This window comes from Paludibacterium paludis, assembly GCF_018802605.1.
In the GTDB taxonomy this organism is placed as follows: Bacteria; Pseudomonadota; Gammaproteobacteria; order Burkholderiales; family Chromobacteriaceae; genus Paludibacterium; species Paludibacterium paludis.
The window spans coordinates 3,810,307-3,834,040 of sequence record NZ_CP069161.1 but is presented as its reverse complement, the minus strand read 5'-3'; the positions used below and the strand labels follow the sequence as shown (position 1 = coordinate 3,834,040).

At 60.5% G+C, this 23,734-nt stretch carries 21 protein-coding genes; 14 read left to right on the top strand and 7 right to left on the bottom strand.

What is annotated here, in order from left to right; all coding sequences use genetic code 11:
* The first annotated feature begins 2 nt into the window (after positions 1 to 2).
* From rplO to JNO50_RS17625, 11 genes are all read left to right on the top strand, one after another.
* The gene (gene rplO / locus JNO50_RS17675) at positions 3 to 437 is read left to right on the top strand and encodes a 50S ribosomal protein L15 (protein WP_189534231.1); all 435 of its coding nucleotides are present in this window, start codon (positions 3 to 5) and stop codon (positions 435 to 437) included.
* Positions 438 to 448: 11 nt separating this feature from the next.
* A complete protein-coding gene (gene secY, locus JNO50_RS17670; protein WP_189534233.1) occupies positions 449 to 1,768 on the top strand; it encodes a preprotein translocase subunit SecY in 1,320 nt (439 codons plus the stop codon).
* A gap of 23 nt (positions 1,769 to 1,791) precedes the next feature.
* Entirely contained in the window at positions 1,792 to 2,010 is a 219-nt protein-coding gene (gene infA, locus JNO50_RS17665; RefSeq protein WP_189534235.1) for a translation initiation factor IF-1, read from the top strand.
* A 34-nt stretch (positions 2,011 to 2,044) separates the two neighbouring features.
* Entirely contained in the window at positions 2,045 to 2,158 is a 114-nt protein-coding gene (rpmJ, locus tag JNO50_RS17660; RefSeq protein ID WP_011137711.1) for a 50S ribosomal protein L36, read from the top strand.
* 70 nt (positions 2,159 to 2,228) lie between these two features.
* Positions 2,229 to 2,591 carry a 30S ribosomal protein S13 gene (gene rpsM, locus JNO50_RS17655; protein ID WP_189534237.1) on the top strand — a complete coding sequence of 121 codons (363 nt, stop codon included), beginning with the start codon at positions 2,229 to 2,231 and terminating at the stop codon, positions 2,589 to 2,591.
* A gap of 18 nt (positions 2,592 to 2,609) precedes the next feature.
* Positions 2,610 to 3,005, top strand: coding sequence for a 30S ribosomal protein S11 (gene rpsK, locus JNO50_RS17650; protein ID WP_008955659.1), 396 nt, complete (start codon positions 2,610 to 2,612; stop codon positions 3,003 to 3,005).
* Positions 3,006 to 3,023: 18 nt separating this feature from the next.
* Positions 3,024 to 3,644 (top strand): 30S ribosomal protein S4, encoded by a 621-nt coding sequence (gene rpsD / locus JNO50_RS17645; protein ID WP_189534239.1) that lies wholly within the window; start codon positions 3,024 to 3,026, stop codon positions 3,642 to 3,644.
* A gap of 23 nt (positions 3,645 to 3,667) precedes the next feature.
* Positions 3,668 to 4,651: a DNA-directed RNA polymerase subunit alpha gene (locus tag JNO50_RS17640; protein WP_189534241.1), complete on the top strand. Its 984-nt coding sequence runs from the start codon at positions 3,668 to 3,670 to the stop codon at positions 4,649 to 4,651.
* A 25-nt stretch (positions 4,652 to 4,676) separates the two neighbouring features.
* Positions 4,677 to 5,069, top strand: coding sequence for a 50S ribosomal protein L17 (gene rplQ / locus JNO50_RS17635; RefSeq protein ID WP_189534243.1), 393 nt, complete (start codon positions 4,677 to 4,679; stop codon positions 5,067 to 5,069).
* Between the two features lie 200 nt (positions 5,070 to 5,269).
* A complete protein-coding gene (locus JNO50_RS17630) occupies positions 5,270 to 7,207 on the top strand; it encodes a methyl-accepting chemotaxis protein (protein WP_229804690.1) in 1,938 nt (645 codons plus the stop codon).
* Between the two features lie 138 nt (positions 7,208 to 7,345).
* Positions 7,346 to 8,986, top strand: coding sequence for a methyl-accepting chemotaxis protein (locus JNO50_RS17625; RefSeq protein WP_189534245.1), 1,641 nt, complete (start codon positions 7,346 to 7,348; stop codon positions 8,984 to 8,986).
* Here JNO50_RS17625 and lnt read toward each other — a convergent pair.
* The 5 genes from lnt to miaB are packed head-to-tail and all read right to left on the bottom strand — an operon-like array spanning position 8,969 to position 14,114.
* Positions 8,969 to 10,468, bottom strand: coding sequence for an apolipoprotein N-acyltransferase (gene lnt, locus JNO50_RS17620; protein ID WP_189534247.1), 1,500 nt, complete (start codon positions 10,466 to 10,468; stop codon positions 8,969 to 8,971). The genes JNO50_RS17625 and lnt overlap by 18 nt on opposite strands.
* A gap of 3 nt (positions 10,469 to 10,471) precedes the next feature.
* The gene (locus JNO50_RS17615) at positions 10,472 to 11,311 is read right to left on the bottom strand and encodes a CorC family transporter (protein ID WP_189534249.1); all 840 of its coding nucleotides are present in this window, start codon (positions 11,309 to 11,311) and stop codon (positions 10,472 to 10,474) included.
* A 3-nt stretch (positions 11,312 to 11,314) separates the two neighbouring features.
* Positions 11,315 to 11,821, bottom strand: coding sequence for an rRNA maturation RNase YbeY (ybeY, locus tag JNO50_RS17610; RefSeq protein ID WP_189534251.1), 507 nt, complete (start codon positions 11,819 to 11,821; stop codon positions 11,315 to 11,317).
* Positions 11,784 to 12,761 carry a PhoH family protein gene (locus tag JNO50_RS17605; protein WP_189534253.1) on the bottom strand — a complete coding sequence of 326 codons (978 nt, stop codon included), beginning with the start codon at positions 12,759 to 12,761 and terminating at the stop codon, positions 11,784 to 11,786. The genes ybeY and JNO50_RS17605 overlap by 38 nt, the downstream gene beginning before the upstream one ends.
* A gap of 18 nt (positions 12,762 to 12,779) precedes the next feature.
* On the bottom strand, positions 12,780 to 14,114 hold the full coding sequence (gene miaB / locus JNO50_RS17600) for a tRNA (N6-isopentenyl adenosine(37)-C2)-methylthiotransferase MiaB (protein WP_189534255.1): 1,335 nt from the start codon (positions 14,112 to 14,114) through the stop codon (positions 12,780 to 12,782).
* 249 nt (positions 14,115 to 14,363) lie between these two features.
* Between miaB and JNO50_RS17595 the strand changes: the two genes are divergently transcribed.
* Together JNO50_RS17595 and JNO50_RS17590 are read left to right on the top strand one after the other, a co-directional pair.
* Positions 14,364 to 16,397 carry a M13 family metallopeptidase gene (locus JNO50_RS17595; RefSeq protein WP_229804691.1) on the top strand — a complete coding sequence of 678 codons (2,034 nt, stop codon included), beginning with the start codon at positions 14,364 to 14,366 and terminating at the stop codon, positions 16,395 to 16,397.
* Positions 16,398 to 16,522: 125 nt separating this feature from the next.
* Positions 16,523 to 17,380 (top strand): HDOD domain-containing protein, encoded by an 858-nt coding sequence (locus tag JNO50_RS17590; protein WP_189534257.1) that lies wholly within the window; start codon positions 16,523 to 16,525, stop codon positions 17,378 to 17,380.
* Positions 17,381 to 17,528: 148 nt separating this feature from the next.
* Here JNO50_RS17590 and JNO50_RS17585 read toward each other — a convergent pair whose 3' ends face one another.
* Entirely contained in the window at positions 17,529 to 20,144 is a 2,616-nt protein-coding gene (locus JNO50_RS17585) for a M1 family metallopeptidase (protein WP_189534258.1), read from the bottom strand.
* Between the two features lie 196 nt (positions 20,145 to 20,340).
* Between JNO50_RS17585 and JNO50_RS17580 the strand changes: the two genes are divergently transcribed.
* Positions 20,341 to 22,956: a glycoside hydrolase family 15 protein gene (locus JNO50_RS17580; RefSeq protein WP_215796418.1), complete on the top strand. Its 2,616-nt coding sequence runs from the start codon at positions 20,341 to 20,343 to the stop codon at positions 22,954 to 22,956.
* 7 nt (positions 22,957 to 22,963) lie between these two features.
* On the opposite strand, the gene JNO50_RS17575 is transcribed toward JNO50_RS17580, so the two are convergent.
* Positions 22,964 to 23,731: a substrate-binding periplasmic protein gene (locus JNO50_RS17575; protein WP_189534260.1), complete on the bottom strand. Its 768-nt coding sequence runs from the start codon at positions 23,729 to 23,731 to the stop codon at positions 22,964 to 22,966.
* Positions 23,732 to 23,734: the final 3 nt, after the last annotated feature.

The window sequence follows — 23,734 nt, the reverse complement described above, 5'->3', positions numbered from 1 at the left end:
TGATGCAGCTTAATACCATCAAACCCGCCGAGGGCGCCAAGCATGCGAAGCGTCGCGTCGGCCGTGGCATTGGTAGCGGTCTGGGCAAGACTGGTGGCCGTGGCCACAAAGGTCAGAAGAGCCGTGCCGGTGGCTTCCACAAGGTAGGCTTCGAAGGCGGTCAGATGCCTCTGCAGCGTCGTCTGCCGAAGCGTGGCTTCAAGTCCCTGTCCGCTGGCAAAACGGCTGAAGTTCGCCTGTCCGAACTGAACCTGCTGCCGGTTGACGAAATCGATCTGCTGACCCTGAAGCAAGCCGGTATCGTGCCGGCCCTGGCCCTGCAGGCCAAGGTCGTCCTGTCCGGCAAGGTCGAGCGCGCTCTGAAACTGCATGGTGTTCTGGCTACTGCCGGCGCCCGCGCAGCCATCGAAGCCGCTGGTGGCAGTATTGTTGAATAAGGCACACGTACGTGGCGAATACTTCGATAATGGCGAATGCCAATAAGTTTGGTGATCTGAAGAACCGTATCTGGTTCCTGATCGGAGCGTTGATTGTTTACCGTATCGGTGCGCATATCCCCGTTCCCGGGATCAATCCTGCCGAACTGGCGAAGTTGTTCCACACGTCGCAAACGGGGCTCCTCGACATGTTCAACATGTTTTCGGGGGGCGCCCTTTCCAGATTTACGGTCTTTGCCCTTGGCATCATGCCGTACATCTCGGCCTCCATCATTCTCCAGCTCGCCGGCGAGGTCATCCCCCGCCTGAAAGAGCTGAAGAAGGAGGGCGACGCGGGACGTCGCAAGGTAACCCAGTACACACGTTACGCCACCGTGGCGCTGGCCTCTTTCCAGAGTTTCGGCATCGCGGTAATGCTTTACAAGCAGCCCAACCTGGTAGTGACTCCCCAGTGGGAGTTTTACCTGACCACAGTGGTCACCCTGGTGACCGGCACGATGTTCTTGATGTGGCTTGGTGAGCAGATCACCGAGCGTGGTATCGGTAACGGTATCTCCCTCATCATTTGTGCCGGTATCGCCGCAGGCGTTCCAGCTGCGATCGGTAAGACCCTGACTCTGACGAGTCAAAATTCGCTGCCTATCCCGGTTACCATTTTGCTGTTCCTCGCGGTGATCGCCGTGACCTTCCTCGTTATCTATGCCGAGCGTGGACAACGGAAAGTTCTCGTCAATTACGCGAAGCGGCAGGTTGGCAATCGTGTCATGCAGGGCCAGAGCACGCATCTGCCGCTCAAGCTCAACATGGCAGGAGTGATTCCGCCGATTTTTGCGTCCAGCATCATCCTGTTCCCGGCCACCGCTCTTGGCTGGTTCGGAAACACGGAAGGCCTGGGTTGGTTGAAGGGCGTAGCCGACAAGCTGCACCCCGGACAGCCGATCTATGTGCTGCTGTATGCGGCGGCCATCATCTTCTTCTGCTATTTCTACACGGCGTTGATGTTTAACCCGAAGGAAACGGCTGACAACCTGAAGAAGAGTGGTGCGTTCATTCCGGGCATCCGTCCAGGCGAGCAGACTTCCCGTTATATCGAGAAGATCACTCTGCGGCTGACGCTGATCGGTGCGCTGTACATCACGCTGGTTTGTCTGTTGCCGGAATTCCTTGTGCTGAAATGGAACGTTCCGTTCTATTTTGGCGGTACGTCACTGCTGATTATCGTCGTGGTGACCATGGACTTCATGTCGCAGGTTCAATCCTACGTGTTGTCGCACCAGTACGAGAGTCTGCTCAAGAAGGCAAACTTCAAGGGCAACACTCTTTCCCGCTGATACACGAGTTCACACTGGGTTATATGGCTAAGGAAGATACCATCCAGATGCAGGGCGAAGTCCTGGAAACGCTGCCTAACGCAACGTTCCGGGTCAAGCTCGAAAATGGACACGTCGTGCTCGGGCATATCTCCGGGAAGATGCGGATGCACTACATCCGCATCTTGCCTGGCGACAAGGTTACGGTGGAGCTGACTCCATACGATTTGACCCGTGCCCGAATCGTGTTCCGTGCGAAATAAAGCACACGTTCTTTAGAGATAGAAAGGAACTGACATGCGAGTACAGCCTTCGGTAAAGAAAATTTGCCGTAACTGCAAAATCATTCGTCGCAATCGCGTAGTTCGCGTGATTTGCACGGATCCGCGTCACAAGCAAAAACAGGGCTAACATTTGTTAGTCCTGCCATTGCGTGATACAATCGCAAACTTTTCAGAGTCTTAAGGCTTAAGGAAAGAGTATGGCCCGTATTGCAGGGGTAAACATCCCCAATCATGCGCATGCCGTGATCGGCCTGCAAGCCATTTACGGTGTCGGTCAGACCCGCGCGCGGCAGATTTGCGCCGCCGCTGGCGTTACCCCCTCCACGAAAGTGAAGGATCTGACGGATGCTGAAATGGAAGCTCTTCGTGACGAAGTGGCAAAGTTCACTGTTGAAGGTGACCTGCGCCGTGAAATCACCATGAGCATCAAACGACTGATGGACATGGGCTGCTACCGCGGCATGCGTCATCGTCGTGGCTTGCCGTGCCGCGGTCAACGTACCCGCACCAATGCCCGTACCCGCAAGGGTCCGCGCAAGGCGATCGCCGGCAAGAAGTAAACTCAAGGAACACAGATAATGGCTAAAGCAAACACAGCTGTCCGTGTACGTAAAAAAGTGCGCAAGAGTGTTAGCGAAGGCATCGTGCATGTACACGCTTCCTTCAACAACACGATCATCACCATCACCGACCGTCAAGGCAATGCTTTGTCTTGGGCTACCTCTGGCGGCGCGGGTTTCAAGGGTTCGCGCAAGAGTACACCCTTTGCCGCTCAGGTAGCGGCAGAGCACGCTGGTAAAGTTGCCCAAGAATACGGTGTGAAGAACCTCGAAGTTCGAATCAAGGGCCCGGGACCGGGTCGTGAGTCCGCCGTGCGTGCTCTTAACGCGCTTGGTTTCAAGATTACCAGCATCTCCGACGTGACGCCGGTGCCGCACAACGGCTGCCGCCCGCCCAAGAAACGTCGTATCTAATTCGGAGAGGTTGAGAACATGGCACGTTACATCGGCCCCAAGTGTAAACTCGCGCGTCGCGAAGGTACGGATCTTTTCCTGAAGAGCGCGCGTCGTGCACTGGATTCCAAGTGCAAACTGGATAGCGTTCCTGGCCAGCATGGCGCCCGTAAAGGCCGCCTGTCTGACTATGGCGTCCAGCTGCGTGAGAAACAAAAAATTCGCCGTATTTACGGCGTGCTCGAGCGTCAGTTCCGCAACTATTTCGCGGAAGCTGTCCGTCGCAAGGGCTCCACGGGTGAAAACCTGCTGAAGCTGCTCGAGTCCCGTCTGGATAACGTTGTATATCGCATGGGCTTTGGCTCCACGCGCGCCGAAGCGCGTCAGTTGGTCAGCCACAAGGCCATCGTTGTTAACGGCCAGGTCGTGAACATCCCGTCCTTCCAGGTAAAAGCGGGCGACATCGTTGCCGTTCGCGAGAAGGCCAAGAAACAGGTACGTGTTGCCGAAGCTCTGGCACTGGCCGAGCAAATCGGCTTCCCGTCCTGGGTTTCGGTTGATCCGAAGAAAATGGAAGGCGTTTTCAAGGTCGCCCCGGAACGTTCCGAACTGTCTAGCGATATCAACGAACAACTCGTTGTGGAATTCTACTCCAAGTAATCGCTAGCTCTTAGGGAATGACTATGCAAAACAGCGCTTCGGAATTTCTGAAACCTCGTCTTATCGATGTACAGCCGGTAACCGCTACGCATGCTCGCGTCTCCATGGAGCCGTTCGAGCGTGGGTATGCCCATACCTTGGGCAATTCCCTGCGTCGCATTCTTCTGTCGTCGATGCCGGGCTACGCTCCTACCGAAGTGACCATCGCTGGCGTTTTGCATGAGTATTCCGCACTTGACGGTGTACGGGAGGATGTCGTCGACATTCTCCTGAACCTCAAGGGCGTAGTGCTTAAGCTGCATGGTCGTGACAGCGTCGTTCTCTCTTTGAAGAAAGAGGGCGAAGGCGCTGTTCTGGCTGGCGATATCGAGCTTCCGCACGACGTGGAAGTGATCAATCCGGATCATGTGATTGCTCACCTCTCCGCCGGCGGCAAGATCGAGATGGAGATCAAGGTTGAAAAGGGCCGCGGTTACCAGCCGGTATCCGTGCGCAGCAGTCATGAGGATAACCGTTCCATTGGTACCATCCAGCTGGATGCTTCCTTCTCGCCGGTTCGCCGCGTGAGCTATGCAGTGGAAAGCGCCCGCGTGGAACAGCGTACCGACCTCGACCGTCTGGTTCTCGATATCGAGACCAATGGCGTGATCGAGCCGGAGCAGGCCGTGCGCAATGCTGCACGCATCCTTATCGACCAGCTGTCCATTTTCGCCGATCTTCAGGGTACAGCGGTTGAAGAAGTCGTTGAAAAGGCGCCGCCGATCGATCCGATCCTGCTGCGCCCGGTTGACGATCTTGAACTGACGGTTCGTTCGGCGAACTGCCTGAAAGCCGAGAACATCTACTACATCGGCGATCTGATTCAGCGTACTGAGACCGAATTGCTCAAGACGCCGAACCTGGGTCGTAAATCTCTGAACGAGATCAAGGAAGTTCTCGCCTCGAAAGGCCTGACTCTGGGCATGAAGCTGGAGAACTGGCCGCCGGCAGGCCTCGAAAAACCGTAAGGTTTGAGACTAAAGGACATTAACAATGCGTCATCGTTACAGTAATCGTAAACTGAACCGCACGACCAGCCACCGTCTGGCTATGTTGCGTAACATGGCTAACTCTCTGCTGCGCCACGAAGTTATCGTGACCACGCTGCCGAAAGCCAAGGAACTGCGTCGTGTCGCCGAGCCGCTCATCACGCTCGGCAAAAAGCCTTCTCTGGCCAACCGTCGTCTGGCCTTCGATCGCACCCGCGATCGCGAGATGGTCGTTAAACTCTTCGACGTACTCGGACCGCGCTACGCTGCCCGTAATGGTGGCTACGTTCGTATCCTGAAGTACGGCTTCCGCAAGGGCGACAATGCCCCGCTGGCTCTGGTCGAGCTGGTTGACCGTCCTGAAGAGGCGGTAGCGGTAGAAGAAACCGGCGAGTAATCGCCGATGAGAAAGCCAGCCTTCGGGCTGGCTTTTTTATTTACATTTGTTTCTCATTACAAATACATATCCCTTTCTTTTTCAAACTGTTCCCGCCTTTTCTTCGTTGTTTCGTTGTTTTTTCCTAACAAAATCTACCGAGTCGGTATTTTTGCATGTTGGAGTTTCTTTAAATTCCCTCTACAACGAGAGTTGTAGCAGTGGAAGTGCTGTGCTTGGGGAATAGATCTGATAATTATTCTAAATTCGGGGAGTTTCTGATGAAATCCATGAAGGCAAAGCTGATTGCCCTGACAGCTGCGTTTTTGATTCTGTTCGGTACGGTGTTCACCGTTATCGCCTATACAAAAATGCGCGCGGAACTGGTCGAGGATGTGGCCAATGAGCTAACAAGTACCACAACAGGTTACGTAACTTTTGTAAAAAATTGGTATTCCAGCAAACTGCAGCAAGCTTTGGCAGGCATGGAATTGGTGAAAAACCCGGAGCCGATCCCGTTTCTGACGAGACTGGCGCAAGGGGCCGGCTACGATCTGATGTATATCGGAACGGCCGATCATCGCATGCTGCGAAGCGACAACAAACCGCAACCGCAAGGTTATGATCCGGTGGCTCGCCCCTGGTATCAGATGGCGGCCAAGTCGGGTAAACCCGGGGTTTCCGATCCCTATGTCGATTTCGATACCAAGAAACTGGTGGTGACGTTCGTGGCGCCGGTCAGCGAAGGCGGGTCGGTCAAAGCGGTGGTTGGTGGCGACATCTTCATCGACGGTCTGGTCAAAACCGTTCTTGACATCAAGTTGCGCGGAAACGGTTTCGCATTCCTGGTGGATCAGTCCGGTAAAGTCATCGCCCACCCCAATCAGGCCTTGACCCTCAAACCGCTCTCCGAGACGGTTCCGGCATTGACCGCCGAGAAACTGAATAGTGCGGCGGCCAGCAAAGAACTGCTGGAAGTGGACATTGACGGTACGCCTCACTTTGTTCAAGTCATGCAGGTCGAAGGCACTCCCTGGATTCTGGGGATCGTGGTGGACAAGAATATTGTCCTGGAGCCGTTGGGGAAATTACTGATCACGATTGTCGGTCTGGGCCTTTTGGTCATGGTGGTACTGGTGCCGGTGGTCAGCATGATTCTGGGTTCGATGCTGGCCGGGCTTGGCCGGCTCAGCCGCGCCATGAGGGAGATCGCCCAGGGTGAAGGCGATCTGACGCGGCGCATGGATGTCAGCGGGCAGGACGAAATTGCCGACACGGCCCGGTCATTCAACCTCTTTGTCGAGCATTTGCAGCAGATGTTCCTCAGTGTCCGCAGCGAGGCCTCCAGTGTCATTAGCGGTGTCGAAGAAGTCAGCTCGACCGTTGAGAAGGTGGCGGACGATTCGCGTTCGATTTCCGATGTGTCCAGCTCGAATGCCGCCACGCTGGAAGAAATTACGGTTAGCATCTCCCATATCGCCGATGCGGCTAGAGAAGCGGATGGCCTGGTGACGAAGACCGGCGACTATTCACATGCCAGCGCCAAGGACATGGAGCAGATCTCCCGTGAAATGAATCGCACCGTGGATGCGGTGAAGGGGCTGTCGAGCATGCTGGCAACGCTGGACAACCGCTCGCAACAGATCACGGGTATTACCAATGTGATCAAGGACATCGCCGACCAGACCAACTTGCTGGCGTTGAATGCCGCGATCGAAGCGGCCCGGGCCGGGGAAATGGGGCGCGGCTTCGCTGTCGTGGCCGATGAGGTGCGGAAGCTGGCGGAGCGCACCGCCCAGGCGACGGTCGAAATCACGGCCATGGTGAATACGATCCGCGAGGAAACCAGTCAGGCGGTCGCCAATATGCAGAACACGGTGACCTCGGTGGACGATGGGGTCGTGCTGACCCGCGATGCGGTGGAGCGGATTTCCAAGATCCAGGATGCGATGGAGGAAGTGGTGGCGAAGATGAACGAAATCAATCTGTCGACCACCGAACAGCACAAGGCCACCACCATGATTGCCCAGAGTACCGAGCGCATCAATGGCCGGATTCTGGACAGCGACACGGCCTTGCAGGGCGTTCATGACACGCTGCTGTCGCTGAAAACGGCGGCGTCGAGCATGAGGCAGACGTTCTCACGCTTTAAAGTGTGAAATGTTGTGACGGAAAGCGCGGTGTTTTTCACCGCGCTTTCTTTCATTTGGCTGTATGACATTATCTAATTTGTTAAGTTAAACTGGACGTGTTGTGGAGAACTATGTCAAGAAAATAACAGTGTGTGGGGATAATCGATGGAGAAGTCAGCTGCATTGTCGTTGAAGGGACGCTTGACCGGTTTATTGGGGCTGGTCGCGTTACTGGTCGTGGTTGTCGGCTTGATCGCGGTATTTACGCAACGCTCGACAATGATTCAGGATCGCAAGGACAAGATCCGCAATATCGTGGAGTCGGCGTCGAGCGTGGTCGGCTACTACGAAGAGCAGGCGGCGAACGGAAAGATGAGCGAGGCGGCGGCTAAGGCGCAGGCCGTCGCGGCATTGAATAAGGCGCGTTACGACACCAAAGAATACATTTTCGCTTTCGACGCCAATCTTCGCTATGTCGCGCATGGTGTCAAACCGCAAATCGCCGGCAAGGACCTGCATGACTTCAAAGATCCTACCGGGGTGAATATGGGCGAGCTGTTTTCCCGGGCGTTATCGGAAGGCGGCGGAAAGGGGTTTGTCGAGTATGTCTGGGACAAACCCGGCTTCGATAGCCCGCAACCCAAGATCTCCTTCATTACCACGACTTCCGGATGGAAATGGATTATCGGTACGGGCATCTATATGGATGACGTGAACCGGGCTTTTTTCCACGATTTGATGATCCTGGTCGGCGAGGTGGTGGCGGCGCTGATCGTCGTGCTGGTCTTGATCCTATTGCTGATGCGCAGCATTCTCGGTCAGTTGGGCGCGGATCCGAGCGTTACGTTGCAGGTGGTCAAGCGCATCGCCGACAAATCGCTCGACGATCCCGTTCCGGTTGCCAAGGGCGATACGGGCAGCCTGATGGCTGCCGTGGGTCACATGCAGGATGAGCTTCGAACGCTGGTGCAGCAGATTCTTAATGGCTCGGTTCATCTTTCGGATATGAGCGCCACCGTCCATCGCAATGCCGATGTGGTGGCGAGCGGATCGGACGAGCAAAGTCAGGCCGCCACGTCGATGGCGGCCTCTGTGGAGGAGTTGACGGTCAGCATCAACCACATCGCGGATCATGCCGCGGATGCGCGCGAATTGAGCCAGACATCCGGCCGTTTGTCCCAAGAGGGCGGCGAGGTCATCGCCAGCGCGGTCGGCGAAATGCGCCGAATCAACGAGTCCGTTGACCAGGCCTCCGTCACCATCGCCGAACTGACCAACAAAACGCAGACTATTTCGGCCATCATGCAAGTCATCAAGGATATCGCCGATCAGACCAATCTATTGGCGCTGAATGCCGCGATCGAGGCCGCGCGCGCCGGAGAAATGGGCCGCGGATTCGCGGTGGTCGCCGACGAGGTGAGAAAACTGTCCGAGCGTACCGGAAGCGCGACCCAGGAAATCGCCGGGATGATTCAGGATATCCAGACCAGTTCTGAAAGCTCCCGCATCACCATGGAAGAAGCCGTCTCCCGCGTCAAGACCGGTCTTGATCTGGCAGAGCAGGGCGGCAAGGCCATCGAAGAGATCCGTAACAGCGCCAGCCGCGTGGTGACTGTGGTCAACGAGATCTCCTCCGCGCTCAAGGAGCAGGGGCAGGCCAGTCAGGATATCGCCCAACTGGTCGAACGCATTGCCCAGAGCAGCAGCGCCAACGCCGAAGCGGCGCAAACCGTGTCGTCTTCGATCGAGCAGGTCAGTTCCGAGGCGGCATCGCTCCGTTCGGTGGTATCACGCTTCCGGCTGTAATCTGCGGCGCCGGACTCCCAGCGCGAGCATTCCGGCAAACAGTAAGGCACAACCGGCGATCACGGGAAGATTGCCGGTTTTCATGTACGGGGTCATGCCCGTGCGGCCTTGGGCATAACCAGTCAGAATCTGCTCGGTGAACGGCGCCGCGATGCTCCCCACCTCCCCGTCCGGTCGGATAATCGCGGTCATGCCGGTATTGGTCGCCCTTAGCATGTAACGCCCGGTTTCCATCGATCGTGCCTGCGAAAGCTGCAGCTGTTGGCTGGCGGCGTTCGAGCGGCCGAACCAGGCCAGATTGCTCACGTTGGCGAGCACGGTGGCGTTTTTGGCGCTGCCGATCAGCTCCTCTCCGAAACCATCCTCGTAACAGACGTTGAAGGCGATTTTCTGGCCGGCGAGGGCGAGCGGCGTCTGGCTTTGTCCGCCGGGGGTGAAATCCGCCAGCGGCATGTTCATGAACTGGTAGATCCCGCCGATCAGCCAGCGTAGCGGAATGAATTCGCTGAACGGGACCAAGTGGTCCTTGGCATAATACGGCATGCCTTCCGTTGTGATCGCCACCACGGCATTAAGATAGCCCCGATTGTCCGGCGTGCGCCGCGGGATGCCGGTTGCCAGGGCCATGCCCTGCCGATCGGCGCTGCCTTTGAGCATGGTCAGGTAACCGGAAGGCAGGTCATCGAGAAACAGCGGCAAAGCCGTCTCGGGCAGCAGCATCAAATCGGCGCGGGTAGTCGCGGCCTGGGTGTAATACAGACGCAGTGTGTGAGCGAAGTTGGCGGGATCCCATTTCATCTCCTGCGGGATATTGCCCTGGGCAAGCGCGACCGAGAACGGCTTGCCGACGGGGCTTGTCCAGTCAACCGTCTTGAGGAAGGCGCCGCTGCTCCAGACCGCCAGCGCCGCCGTCAGAAGGGTGAGCCGGCCGCGGTTTGCCAGGCGCGGCATCAGCACGAGGGCTCCGGCGCTGAGCGCGACAAGCGCCGTAACGGCATAGATGCCGCCGACCGATGTGTAACCGGCCAGGGGACTTTCGGTGATTTGCGAATAGCCGGCCTGTCCCCAGGGAAAACCGGTGAAGACCCAGCTGCGCAACCATTCGGTCAGAGTCCAGACACAGGGAAAGGTCACCAGCCATCGCAAGGCGCGGGGCAGTGCGAGTCTGACCGTGATCCAGGCGGCGAGGCCGGGGTAGAGAGCCAGGTAGGCCGGCAGCAAAGCGGTGATCGGCAGCGCCATGGGCGCGGGCATGCCGGCGATGTCGTGCAGGCTGTGATAGATCCAGTAGAAATTGGCCAGGTAAGCCGCGAGTCCCCAGGCGTAACCGATCCAGAACGCCCGTTTTTCAAAGCGGACCGAAAGCTCCGCCAGTGCGGCCAGCGCAAGCGGCATGAGCCAGAAAAGGCGATAGGGAGCGAAGCTGTACACCGTCGACGCGCCGGCAAATATCGCGGTCAGAAGACCGAAAAGAAAACGCATGGATCAGGATCCGTGGGTTGGAGTGAATTTTTCTACAAGCAAGGTGAAGAGGCGGCGGCTGTCGGCCTTGAGCACCGTGAAGCGCAGTGGGCCGTCTTCGTGCACATCGCCGCGCTTGGGCACGAAGCCCAGCCGGGACACCACCAGGCCGCCGATGGTGTCGATATCGTCCTCCGCCAGCTTGCAATCGAAATAACGGTTGAAGTCGGTCAGCGACGTCAGCGCATTGACACGGTAGCGCTGCCCTTTCACCGGGATGATATCGTCTTCGCCTTCCGGATCGAATTCATCTTCGATGTCGCCGACAATCTGTTCGATGACATCTTCGATGGTGGCGAGGCCCGCGACGCTACCGTACTCATCGACCACCAGAGCCAGATGGTTGTGGCTGGCACGGAACTCGCGCAGCAACAGGTTGAGCGGTTTGCTCTCGGGAACGAACAGGGCGGGACGCAGCACTTCGTCGAGTCTGAAATGTCCCGGATTGAGGAAATAGCGCAGCAGATCCTTGGCCAGCAGAATGCCTTTCACGTCGTCCTTGTCTTCGCCCACCACAGGGAAACGCGAATGACCGCTGGCGATGATCGGGGGCAGCACCTGCTCGATCGGGTCGGTATGGCGGATCACGTTCATCTGGCTGCGGGGAATCATGACATCGCGGACCGTCAGCTCGCTGACGGAGAGCACGCCCTCGATCATGCCGAGCGCTTCGGCATCGAGGAGATTGCGCTCGAAGGCGGCATGCAGCTGCTCGACCAGCTCCCTGCGGTCTTCCGGCTCCCGCAGCAGGAAGGCCGAGAGCCGGTCGAGCCAGCTTGATCGGGGTTTGCCGGGGTCATCCATGGGTCAGGCCTTCTCCTCGCCGTAGGGATCCGGGAAGCCCAGGGCGGCCAGCAGCGAGGTTTCGAGGTTTTCCATTTCCCGGGCCTCGTCGTCGTCCTCGTGATCGAATCCCTGCAAATGCAGCATCCCGTGCACGGTCAGATGAGCATAGTGCGCCAGCAGGGGCTTGCCTTGCTCGGCCGCTTCGCGCTCCACCACCGGCGCGCACAGCACGATATCGCCGATCAGCGGCATGCCTTGCGGGGTATCGTCGCCTTCGTGCAGCGCGAAGGTCAGCACATTGGTCGCGTAATCCTTGCCGCGGTAGTCGCGGTTCATCGTCCGTCCTTCCTCCTCGCCAACCACGCGCAAGGTGACCAGCACATCCCGCCCGCGCAGTTTGGCCTTTTCCGCCCAGCGGGAGAGCAGCCGGCCGCGCGGCACGTTGTCGTTCCTGACCGCGTAGTGCAGGGTCAGATGGAAGGCGCCGGTTTTATTCTTGAACCGGCAGGTCCGTTTTGCGGATTTCATTTTTATTCTGCCATTTGTCGTAGGCGTCGACGATTTTCTGGACCAGGGGGTGGCGGACCACGTCGTCGCTCATGAAATGATGGAAGTGGATGCCGCGTATGCCGCCGAGGATACGCTCGATTTCCACGAGGCCGCTTTTCTGGTTGCGGGCCAGGTCGATCTGGGTGACGTCGCCGGTGACCACGGCGCGCGAGCCGAAGCCTATCCGCGTCAGGAACATCTTCATCTGCTCGGGCGTGGTGTTCTGCGCCTCGTCGAGAATGATGAACGCGTTGTTGAGCGTGCGCCCGCGCATGTAGGCCAGCGGAGCGATCTCGATCAGGTTCTTTTCGAACAGGCGGGCCACCCGGTCAAAACCCATCAAGTCGTACAGGGCGTCGTACAGCGGTCTCAGATAGGGGTCGACCTTCTGGGCGAGGTCGCCCGGCAGAAAACCCAGTTTTTCGCCGGCCTCGACCGCCGGGCGGACGAGGACGATGCGTTTGACCGCGTCCCGTTCCATGGCGTCGACCGCGCAGGCCACCGCGAGATAGGTCTTGCCGGTACCGGCCGGACCGATGCCGAACGTCACGTCGTGTTCGAGAATGGCCCGGATGTAGGTGTTCTGGCGGGGCGTCCTGCCGCGCAGATCTCCGCGGCGCGTATAGAGCTCGGGCGCCGATTCGTCGGTGACGTCTGCCGGCGGCTGGCGCACCTCGACAAGGCCGAGCTGGATATCGTCGATTTCCAGCGTGCGTTTTTCCGCGGACAGGTAGCAGCGCGTCAGTACATCCGCCGCCTGGCGCGCTTTGTCGCCCTTGATGCGGAATTGCTCGCCGCGGCGGACGATGCTGACGTCAAGACCGGTTTCGATCTGCCTCAGATTCTCGTCCAGCGGGCCGCACAGGCGCAGCAGCCGGTCATTGTCGACGGGGTTGAAACTCAATTGTTCTGACTGCAAGAGGTGAGTGCTCCCGGTTCAGTTGGATTCCGTCGTCACTGCCTCGCCCTTGAGCGAATGGGCGAAGGCCTCGGTGATGATCACATCGACCATCTGTCTGCTCAGGCGGGGGTGGCCCTCGAAGTTTACCACGCGATTGTTCATGGTTCGTGCGGCCAGCATGGTTTCGTCGCGTTTGGACACTCCTTCGACCAGAACTTTTTGCACCGTGCCGACCATCGACCGGTTGATGCTGAAGGCCTGGGCTTCGATCACCTCGTTGAGGGCTTCCAGGCGCCGCACCTTTTCGGCGTGGGGCGTATCGTCGGCGAGATTGGCCGCCGGCGTGCCCGGGCGGGGGCTGTAAATGAACACGTAGGAGAGGTCGAACTCCAGATCCCGCGCCAGCTTGAGCGTCGCTTCGAAATCCGCTTCCGTCTCCCCGGGAAAACCCACGATGAAGTCCGAAGAGAGGCACAGGTCGGGCCGGACCGCGCGCAGCTTGCGGATGATCGATTTGAATTCCAGGCTGGTGTAGCCGCGCTTCATCGCGGCGAGCACCCGGTCGGAGCCGCTTTGCACCGGCAGGTGCAGGTGCGAGACCAGTTTCGGCAGTTTTTCGTAGCAGGCGATCAGGCGATCGGTGAATTCACGCGGGTGGCTGGTGGTGAAGCGCAGGCGTTCGATACCGGGGATCTCGTGCACGTATTCGAGGAGCAAGGCGAAGTCGGCGATTTCCCCGTCGGCCATCGGTCCGCGATAGGCGTTGACATTCTGTCCGAGCAAGGTGATTTCCCTGACCCCCTGCTGGGCAAGGTTGGCGACTTCGACCAGCACATCCTCGAAAGGACGGGACACTTCTTCGCCGCGGGTATAAGGCACCACGCAGAACGAGCAGTATTTCGAACAGCCTTCCATGATGGAGACGAAAGCGGCGCCGCCTTCGACCCGCGCCGGCGGCAGGTGGTCGAACTTCTCGATTTCCGGGAAGCTGATGTCGACCTGGGCGTGTCCGCTCGCCCTGCGCGAGCGGATCAGCTCCGGCAACCGGTGCAGGGTTTGCGGGCCGAACACCACATCGACGTAGGGCGCGCGCTTGATGATCGTTTCGCCTTCCTGGGAGGCGACGCACCCTCCGACCCCGATCACCAGGTCCGGCCGCGTCTCTTTGAGGTGGCGGATGCGTCCCAGGTCGGAAAAGACTTTTTCCTGGGCCTTTTCCCGCACCGAACAGGTGTTGAACAGAATGACATCGGCCTCTTCCGGGGAGTCTGTCTTGATCATGCCTTCCGCATCGCCCAGTACGTCGACCATTTTGTCGGAGTCGTACTCGTTCATTTGGCAGCCGAAGGTCTTGATATAAACCTTTTTCATGTATCGCAGCGTTTCCAGCGTGAATCGTGAAGATGCAAAAGGCCCGTTGAGCCGGGTCAACGGGCCGTGGCGGGATGGTTCCGGCGTGTCCGGAGCCTGCGCCGATAATCAATTGCCTGATTATACGATAAAAAATCGCCACGGGGGTCGGGCCGGTCGCGGGCCCGGATGCATTTCTTGCCTGGTCGATGACATCGGTATTAGGATCGCAAGGTTGTCAAGAACAACATCAGCACAAAGGAAACCCTAATGAGACACTGGAAACGACCGGCGCTGTTCCTCGCCCTCCTGTCCGGCGCCGCCGTGGCGCAGGCCGAGGTGAGAGCTCCGGATTACGGGCGCTATGGCATCGACCTTGCCGGTATCGACCACACGGTCCGACCTCAGGACAATATTTCCCTCCATGCCAACGGCGCATGGCTGAAAACAGCGGTCATTCCTCCCGAGCGCTCGTCCACCGGCATCGCCGAAGCGCTGTTCGATCTGAACGAGGAGCGGGTGCGCAAAATCATCGAGGACGCCGGCGCGCGCCGGGCCGTGTCGGATGAGGCGCGCAAGATCGCCGACCTGTACAGCAGCTTCATGGACGAGGAGTCCATCGCCAGGCGCGGCCTCGCGCCTGTCGCGCCGAAACTCGCGGCCATCCGCGCGCTCGCTTCGTTACCGGATGTGCAACGGTATATCGGCGAAGCCCATTTCACCCCGGTTGATACGCCGTTGCGTTTTTACGTGTCGCAGGATGCCAAAAATTCCCAGGCCTATTTGACCGGGGTCGGGCAGTCAGGGCTGGTCATGGACCGCGATTACTACCTCGACAAGGCGCCGGCGATGGCGGAGGTGCGCAAGGCTTACCTTGGCTACCTGACCCGGCTTTTCAGCTTGTCCGGCCAAAGCGATCCGGCCGCGCGCGCGAAAAACGCGCTGGATTTCGAGATCCGGATTGCCCGCATTCAATGGAGCAATGTCGATAATCGCGATCTTGACAAAACCTACAACAAAAAGACGCGCGATGAAGCGAAGCAGGCCGTCCCCGGACTGGATTGGGATTTGCTGCTGTCGGCCTCCGGTTTGTCGGCGGCGGACGCCATCACTCTTGACCAGCCAAGCTATCTTTCCGCCCTGGCCGGGTTGCTCAACACAACGCCGGTACCGGTTCTGCAGGACTATCTGGCCGCGCGCACTCTCGATGCTTATGCGCCGCAACTGACACAGGATTTCGTGGCGGCCAATTTTGCGTTTCACGGCAAGGCGCTGCAGGGCCGCACCGCGGACCGGCCTCGCTGGAAAAAGGCCGTGCGCGGAGTGCAGGCGGCGCTTGGCGAGGCGGTGGGTAAATTGTATGTCGCTCAATATTTCCCGGCGGATGCCAAGACGCGCGCCGAGGAGCTGGTGCGCAACATTTTCAAGGCCTATGACCAGAGCATTGACGGTCTGGCCTGGATGAGTGCCGAAACCCGCCGTCAGGCTCACGCCAAACTGGCCAAGTACACGGTCAAGATCGGTTATCCCGACAAATGGCGCGATTATGGCGGACTTGAGGTCAAGCCCGACGACCTGGTCGGCAATACCGACCGGGCCGCCGCCTTCGCCTATCGCTTCCAGATCGGCCATCTGGGGCGTCCTGTCGACCGAAGCGAATGGTCGATGACGCCGCAAACCGTCAATGCCTACTACAACCCGTCCAATAACGAGATCGTGTTTCCCGCCGCGATTTTGCAGGCCCCCTATTTCGATGCGAAGTACGACGATGCGGTCAATTACGGCAGTATCGGCGCGACTATCGGCCATGAAATCAGTCATGGTTTCGACGATGAAGGCAGCCGGTTCGACGGTGACGGCAATATGCGCAACTGGTGGACGACCGCCGATCATGCCCACTTCAAGAAATTGACCGCCAAACTGGTGAGCCAGTATTCGCGCTATGAGCCGGTGAAGGGCAAACGCGTGAACGGCAAGCTGACGCTGGGAGAAAACATCGCCGATAACGCGGGACTCGAGATCGCGTACAAGGCCTACCGGATCGCGCTTGGCGGGAAAGAGGCGCCGGTACTGGACGGCATGACGGGCGATCAGCGTTTCTTCATCGCGTTCGCCCAGTCGTGGCGCAGCAAGGCGCGCAAAGCCGCCATCCTTCAGCAGCTGATTTCGGATCCGCACACGCCCGATCTGTATCGCCCGATCGGCACGGTCAGCAATCTCGAACCGTTTTATACGGCGTTTGACGTGAAGCCGGGCGACAAGATGTATCTGCCGCCATCCCGGCGCTTCCACCTTTGGTGGTAAGGAAAGCGCGCGGCCCGGAAGGGCCGCGCTGCCGTCCGGCCTGAGTAAATTTTCATGAAAACGCCAGAAGTTGCCATGACGGCTTGCTATGCTTCTCTATATCTTTCTTGTCATTTTGCGCTGCCATGGCCTCCCTGATTACCGACGAAAACCGCGATCAACTGCTGAAGAACCTGGTGATTCCGCCACGCCCCGATGTGCTCGACCAATTGACCGCGTTGCGCAACGATCCGGATATCAACCTTGTCAAAGTGGCGAGAGTCATTGGGGATGATGTCGCCCTCTCCGCCGCCATGATGAAAGCGGCCAATACGCCGGTGTTCAGCCGTGGAAGAAAGGTGACTTCCGTCAGTCAGGCGATCAGTCTGCTCGGGGTCAAGAATGTCGTCAGCCTGATCGGCGGCATTGTGCTGCGGACCCGGCTGACCGGTGATGCGCCCGCCTGTCTGGAGGGGTTCTGGGAGCAGGCGATGATGGTGGCGATGATCAGCTCGGCGCTGTGCGATCACATTGCCCATGTTCCCGAGGACGCGCGCAGTTTCGCTCTGTTCCACAACTGCGGCGTGGCGCTGATGCTGATGCGCTACCCGGGTTATGAACGGACCCTGGCGATGATCGAACATGCGCCCGACGAACGTATCAGCCAGATCGAGCACGAATTGCACGAGACCAGCCACGATGTGGTGGGCTTCCTGGTGGCGCGTGCCTGGAATATGCCGGAAGCTTTTTGCCAGGCGATCCTTCTGCAATACGATCCGAAAGTCTATCAGCCGGCCCAAAGCCTGCCGATTTCCCACGAGGGCCGCATGATGATCGCCATTGTGCGTGCCGCGACCCATGTCTGGCGGACCCGTTCTCCCGACCGCCAGGATCCCGGCTGGAGTCATCGCCAGCAAGCGGTGCTGGCTTATCTGGGATTGGATGCCACCGAGTACGAGGACTGGCGCGACGCCATGCACCAGCGGTTGCTGGACGAGTCATAAGGCGTGTTCGCCCGCCGTTGTCGCCTCGTGCCGCTTTTCATGCCCGTCAAGGGTGCCGCGCCGATGGCCGCGCAAGACGGTCGCGCGCGTTTCCCCTGAAAAAAAACCGCCCCGGCGCGACGTCTTCACGGCGGGGCGGATGCCGGCATTATGGCGCCGCGGGCGCGTCGCGCGTCAACCACCGGTTCAGGCTGCCTTGCTGGGCTCCTCGCCAGGCGGCGCAAAGCCGGATGGTTTCCAGTGATTGCGCCAGGTGGGTCGGGCCACCGTCAAAATGTTCAATGCCGGGACGGAACTGCCGGTCGACGGCATCGGCCGATTCCTCGCTGCAATAGCCGTTGAACGAGCGGGGAAACCCGCCCGGCGAGTCTTTGGGCAGCCGGTTCACCAAATCGTCGAAGTGACGCTTGACGAATGCCAGCGACCCATCCCTTAGCGTGTCCTCCTCATTCTGGATACGCAGGACATAAATGGATTCGCGTGGATCGAGCGCCGGATCGAGCATCAGCCCCCGTGCCCGTTCGGCCAGTGACGCCGGACGGAAGCGGGCCAGCGCATTGAGCAACTGCGAGCGCTCGAGACGGTCGCCGGTGCGGCGCAGCTTACCCGCCATGGCGTCGAACAGAGCCGGGTCGCCGTTCAGCGCCGCGATGGCGAACACGGTCTCGCGCATCGAGGGTGCAATGGCGTCCGGTTTGCGCAACCAGCGATGGACAAGCGTTTCGGCCTCCCTGCGCAGTCCGGCATCGTCGCCCTTGTCGGCGACATTGAAGGCCAGGACTTCGCGGATGCGATGGTCGTCGTTACTGTCGGCGGGTTTCGGGGTCAGACCCAGAGTCCTGAGCCGCTGCCCGTAGGCGCGCTGCCAGAGCGCGGTGTAGGCGGCCTTCTTGTCCGGGGCGACCGCTTTGCCCGCCTTGAGCAGGATGTCGCCGGCACGAATCGCCACCTCCTGACGGGGATGGGCGGCATAGCGCACCGCCAGGTCGAGCGCATCGGCCATCGGTACGTCGCCCGTTTCGGTCAGCGCCAGCGCATCGTTGAGTCCGGCCAGAATTTCGTTCACGGACAGATCGTCGCGCTGCATCAGCGCGGTCAGGCGGCCCGCTTCGTATACCGGGCGGTAATAACCGCTGCCGTCGGCGTTGGCCTGGATCCAGGCCGGGCAGGCGGCATCGGGCAGGGTGACCGAACCGGTTTTGTCTTTCAGCAGATAACGGGTGACGCCGCCGGGAGTACGGATCGTCACCGGCACGCTCCAGTGCGCGTCACCGGTTTGTGCCGCGCTGCCCAAGGGCAGGAAGCGCGATTGCGCGAGCACGGCTCTGGGCGTGGCCGAGCAATCCAGCCGGACATGCAACTTCGGTATGCCGGGTTGTTCGGTGAAGCTCGCGAAGGCCTCGGCGAGCGCAGTGTCGCCATCACTGAGCGCGGCGATGAAGTCGCGCCCGGTCGCGTTGCCCCAGGCATGGCGGGCCATATAGCGCCGCACGCCATTGCGGAAACGCTCGGCGCCAAGCCAGGTCTCGAACATGCCGAGCATCGCCTGACCCTTCTGATAGGTGATGTCGTCGAAGGCGCCACTCAGATCTTCCGGCGTGTCCACCGGTTGGTGAATGCGCCGCGCGCTGGCCAGACGATCGGTCTTCATGGCCCGGGCCCTGGCTCTTTCGAGGCTGGTGTCCCAGTGCCATTCTGGCATGACCTGGTCGGTGATCTTGTCGCCCATCCATGAGGCGAAGGATTCGTTGAGCCACAGGTCATCCCACCAGACCATGGTGACGTAATCGCCGAACCACTGGTGGGCCAGTTCATGCGCCGCGACCGATACGAAACCGCGCTTGAAGTTGTCCGTTTCGTTGTCGGGTTTGGCGATCAAGAGGCCGGATTCGAAGGTGATCAGCCCGGGATTCTCCATGGCGCCGAAGCCGACCGTGATCGGCAGCACCATCAGATCGAGTTTTTCATAGGGATAATCCATGCCGAAATAGTTTTCCAGCCTGGAGACAATGGCTGGCGTCATCTTTGCTGCATAGCGCGCTTCATGGGCGCGACCGCGTGGCGTAATGATGCGCAACGGCGCCTTGCCGGCCATGCCGCCATCCAGAATGGAGAACGGACCGACGCCGAAGGCGACCAGATAACTGGGCAACGGGCGGGTGGTTTGGAACTCGACGCGTTTGAGGCCTCCCGGCAAGCGCACTTCACGGCGGACCGGCGTGTTGGCCACGGCGGTCAATTTCTGCGGCACGGTCAGAGAAATGCTCCAGGGCACTTTCCAGCGCGGCTCGTCGAAGGACGGGAACGCTTGACGCGCGCTGGTCGATTCGAACTGGGTAAAGGCATACCAGTCGTGGCCTTCCTTCTGGCGGAACAGGCCTTCCACATCCTTGTCGTTGATCTTGCCGCGGAAGGCGATGTCAAGCTCGCCGCGCCCGGCCGGCAGCGGGGCCGGAAACACCAGATCGATCATGTCGTCGTCGGCCTTGTTGGTCCGGGCGGCAAGCCGCCGGCCGCCGATCGACAGCCGCGCCGATCGTATCGTGATATCGGTGGCGTTGAGCCGCAGAACTGTGGTGGGCCGCTTGATCTCAATATCGATGCGTACCGTGCCCGAGTGGGTCGGTTTCTCGGGATCGACGCTCAGATCCAGATGGTAGGCGAGCGGCGCGGCGGTATCGGGCAGACGCATCGGCGTTGCCGGCGCCGCCAGGATGGCATGCGCCATGCCCGCGAACAGGATCGCGCAGATGATTTTCCTCATTATCAATATTTCTCCGGGACAGACAAAATTGATGGTGTGTCGAATGGGTCATGTTACATGACATGTGGGTTTTTCGCAGCCGGTACACAGTGCGTGTCAACCAGTGCACCGCTTGCGTCAACTGGCCGGACTGGCGTCGCGCACCGGGATTGAGCGGGTGTAGTTTGCCGATTATTCTATTTGCAAGAGGCAAACCATGGGCATGACTTTTTTGTCCCTTCCCGTGCGGGCGGCCATCGGGCTTTTTCTGGCGGTGGGTGCGCAGGCGCAGGCGGGCGATGCTTTCGGCGCGCCGGGCGGCGATCCTGTGCACGGGCCTGCGCTCAAGTCCTTCATCGGCACGGCGACCGAGCCGGCATCGAACGTGTATTTCACCGGCTATCGCGGCATCGTGTCGGAAATCTACTACCCCGCGGCCGACACACTCGCCAGCGTCGATCTGCAGTTTCTGGTCGGTGACCGGGGGGCCACATTCGTGGATGAGGAAAAACGCCAGCCGTACCGGGTGACCCGGCCTGACGCGCGGTCACTGCGCTGGCTCGCGACGACTTCGTCGCCGGAGCACGGCTGGCGGCTGGACAAGGAAATCTTCACCGATCCCGCGCGCGACGCGCTGATCCAGAGGGTGACGTTCACGGCGCTCGATGGCCGGCGTGTCAGCGATTTTCGCCTTTACCTGCTCTTCAAGCCTTACTTGTCGGCCAATGGCCGGGACGACACCGCGTTTGTCCTGCGGCGCCGGGACAGCGGGATGGCGCTTGTCGCGCAAGGCGGTCGCTCCGCATCGGCCATCGCGCTGTCCCGCCCCTGGTCGATGGTGGCCGGACAACCCGCCATTTCCAATGGTTATGCCGGACGCAGCGACGGCTGGACCGATCTTCTGGGGGGCGCTGCCGACAAGCGCATGGACTGGCGCTTCGAGCGCGCCGGGCCCGGCAATGTCGCGCAGATGGGGCAAGTCGCCACGGAGCAGGAAACGGGGCAGAGCATGACCTTCGACGTGGTACTGGCGTTCGGCGCCACGGCGCAGGCGGCCGGAGAGACGGCCTCGGCCGCACTGTCCGGGCCGATGGACGATACGCGCCGGCGTTTCGATGCCGGCTGGCGGCGGTATGCGGCGTCGCTGTCGACTCAGCGGGGACTCGCGGACGATCGTTACTACCTCTATGCCATGACCCTCAAAACCCTGCAGGACAAGGCGAGCGGGGCGATGGTCGCGGGATTGGGCACGCCGTGGGGGGAGTCGCAAAACGATGCCAATGCCGGTGGCTACCACCTTGTCTGGCCGCGCGATCTGGCCAAGTACGCCAATGCGCTGATCAGCGCGGGAGATTCGGCGTCGGCGGCGCGGGTTGTCCGGTACCTGTTCACCCGACTGCAGCAGCAGACCGATTGCGGCGACCCGGCATTCCGGGCCGAGGCGTGTCCCGGCGGATTCAGCCGGATCGGACGTTTTCCGCAAAATGCCTGGATCGACGGGCGCCCTTACTGGAACGCCACCCAGATGGACGAGCAGGCGATGCCGCTGGTGCTGGCCTGGCGTCTTGGCGCATCCGTTTACGCGCCGTTGTGGCCGCGCATCCGTCAAACCGCGGATTACCTGCTGGCCAACGGCCCGCGCACGCAGCAGGAGCGCTGGGAGGAAAACGACGGCTATTCGCCCTCGACCCTGGCGGCCGGCATTGCCGGCCTGGTCTGCGCCGCGGACATGGCGCGCGCGCAGGGCGACCTCGCCCGCGCCGGGCGTTATCTCGCCGCAGCGGACCGCTGGCAGCGGAATGTCGAGCGCTGGACCATGACGACAACCGGCCCGTATGGCAACGGCCGGTACTTCCTGCGGCTCAATCCGTCCCCGTCCGCGCCGGACGGTTCGCCGCGCTTCGGTCCGGACTCGCCGCAACGCCTGGAGGTGAAAAACGGCGGCGGCTCGCGCGATGCGCGTGAAGTGGTGGACGGCGGGTTTCTCGAACTGGTGCGTTTTGGCGTGAAAGGCGCGAACGACCCGGTGATCGGCGAATCGCTCGCCGTGCTGGACCGGGTGCTGGGACAGAGTCCGGGGAGCGGACTGCCGGCATTGGCCTGGTTCCGCTATGCCTTCGACGGCTACGGGGAGCATAACGATGGCCGTCCCTATGACGGCACCGGAGTCGGGCGCTTATGGCCGATTCTCACCGCCGAACGCGCCATGGCGGAGATAGCTCGCACCGGTCGCGGTTCGGCCGGAGCCCCCTATCTGGCTCAGCTTGGACGCTTCACGACACCGGAAGGCTTTTTGCCTGAGCAAGTCTGGTCGCTGGCGACGCGCGTGGCCGGCTCCTGGCCGGTTCTCAATCCGGCCGGCGCGGCGCCGGGTTCCCCCACCGGCAGCATCGCGCCTCTGGGGTGGGCGCTCGGCGAATACATGACGCTGATCGCCTCGATGGCGGCCGGGCGCATCGTCGACATGCCGCAGGCCGTGTGCCAGCGCTACGGCAACTGCGTGGTTCCCCCCGCGCCGGGAGACGCGGCCGCGGAGCTGGCATTCACGGCGCAGACCCGCCCGGGCCAACATGTCTACCTGACCGGAAACCTCCCGGCGCTCGGCGGCTGGCATACCGATCTTGGCATTCCTCTGGACGCGAAGACTTATCCTGTCTGGCGCGGCCGGGTCAATTTGCCGGCGGGTAAAACGGTCGAGTACAAGATTTACCGCAAGAACGAGGACGGCTCTGTTGTCTGGGAGGCCGGCCCCAACCGGCGCACGGCGATTCCCGTCTCGGGCGGGACGGTTCTGGGGGGAAGCGTGGTCTGGGAGTCCGTGTCGCGCCGGTGAGGATGATTCAGTTGGCCGGTTGCAGCCATTGCTGGCGCGTTTCCAGAAAAAAGCTGTCCATGCCGTAACTGTGCCAGACCGGCAGGGTTTCCGCGGCGAATACCCCCTCGCGCAAGGCGCGGCGGAGCATGGCGAGGGTGGCTGGCGCCATGGCGGCATGGCAGGCGACCCATCGTTCTGCCCGGGCGAGGGTGAAGGCCTTGACCGGCCTGCCCCTGCCGCCGATGAACTGCACATCCGGGCGGGTATCGCTGATGAAGGCGTCAAAGCGCCCGGCGTTGAGCATGGGTATGCCCAGCGCGGGTCTGTCGACCGGGGTGAACGCGATGCCGGCCGTACCCAGCAGATCGCGAATTTCGGCGATATTGATCGCACCGACCGGGCGCGAGCGGAGTTGCTCGATGTTGGTGATCGGCTCGCTTTGCGTTTGCCGGACATAGACCGTCAAGGTAATGGGCGCGACCTTGCCGACGTAGATCAACGTTTCCGCTTCTCCGGGAGCGTAGTTCACCGCCAGCGCGCAGGTGCCCGGCTGCATGGCGACCTGCTGGAAGACGCGTTTCATGGGGAGGGTCTGATAATTGACCTCGACTCCCTGGCGACGCATCAGCAGGCGGAATGCGTCGGCGTAAGGACCCGTCAGGCCCTTCCCCGTGTCGCGCAGGAAAGGCGGATAGTCCTCGGCCACGATGCGCAGGGGCGTGGCGGCGATACCGACGGCGGGCACCAGCAGAATGGCCAGCGCGGCTGCGCGAGGCCGGACGGAGTGGCGCATGGA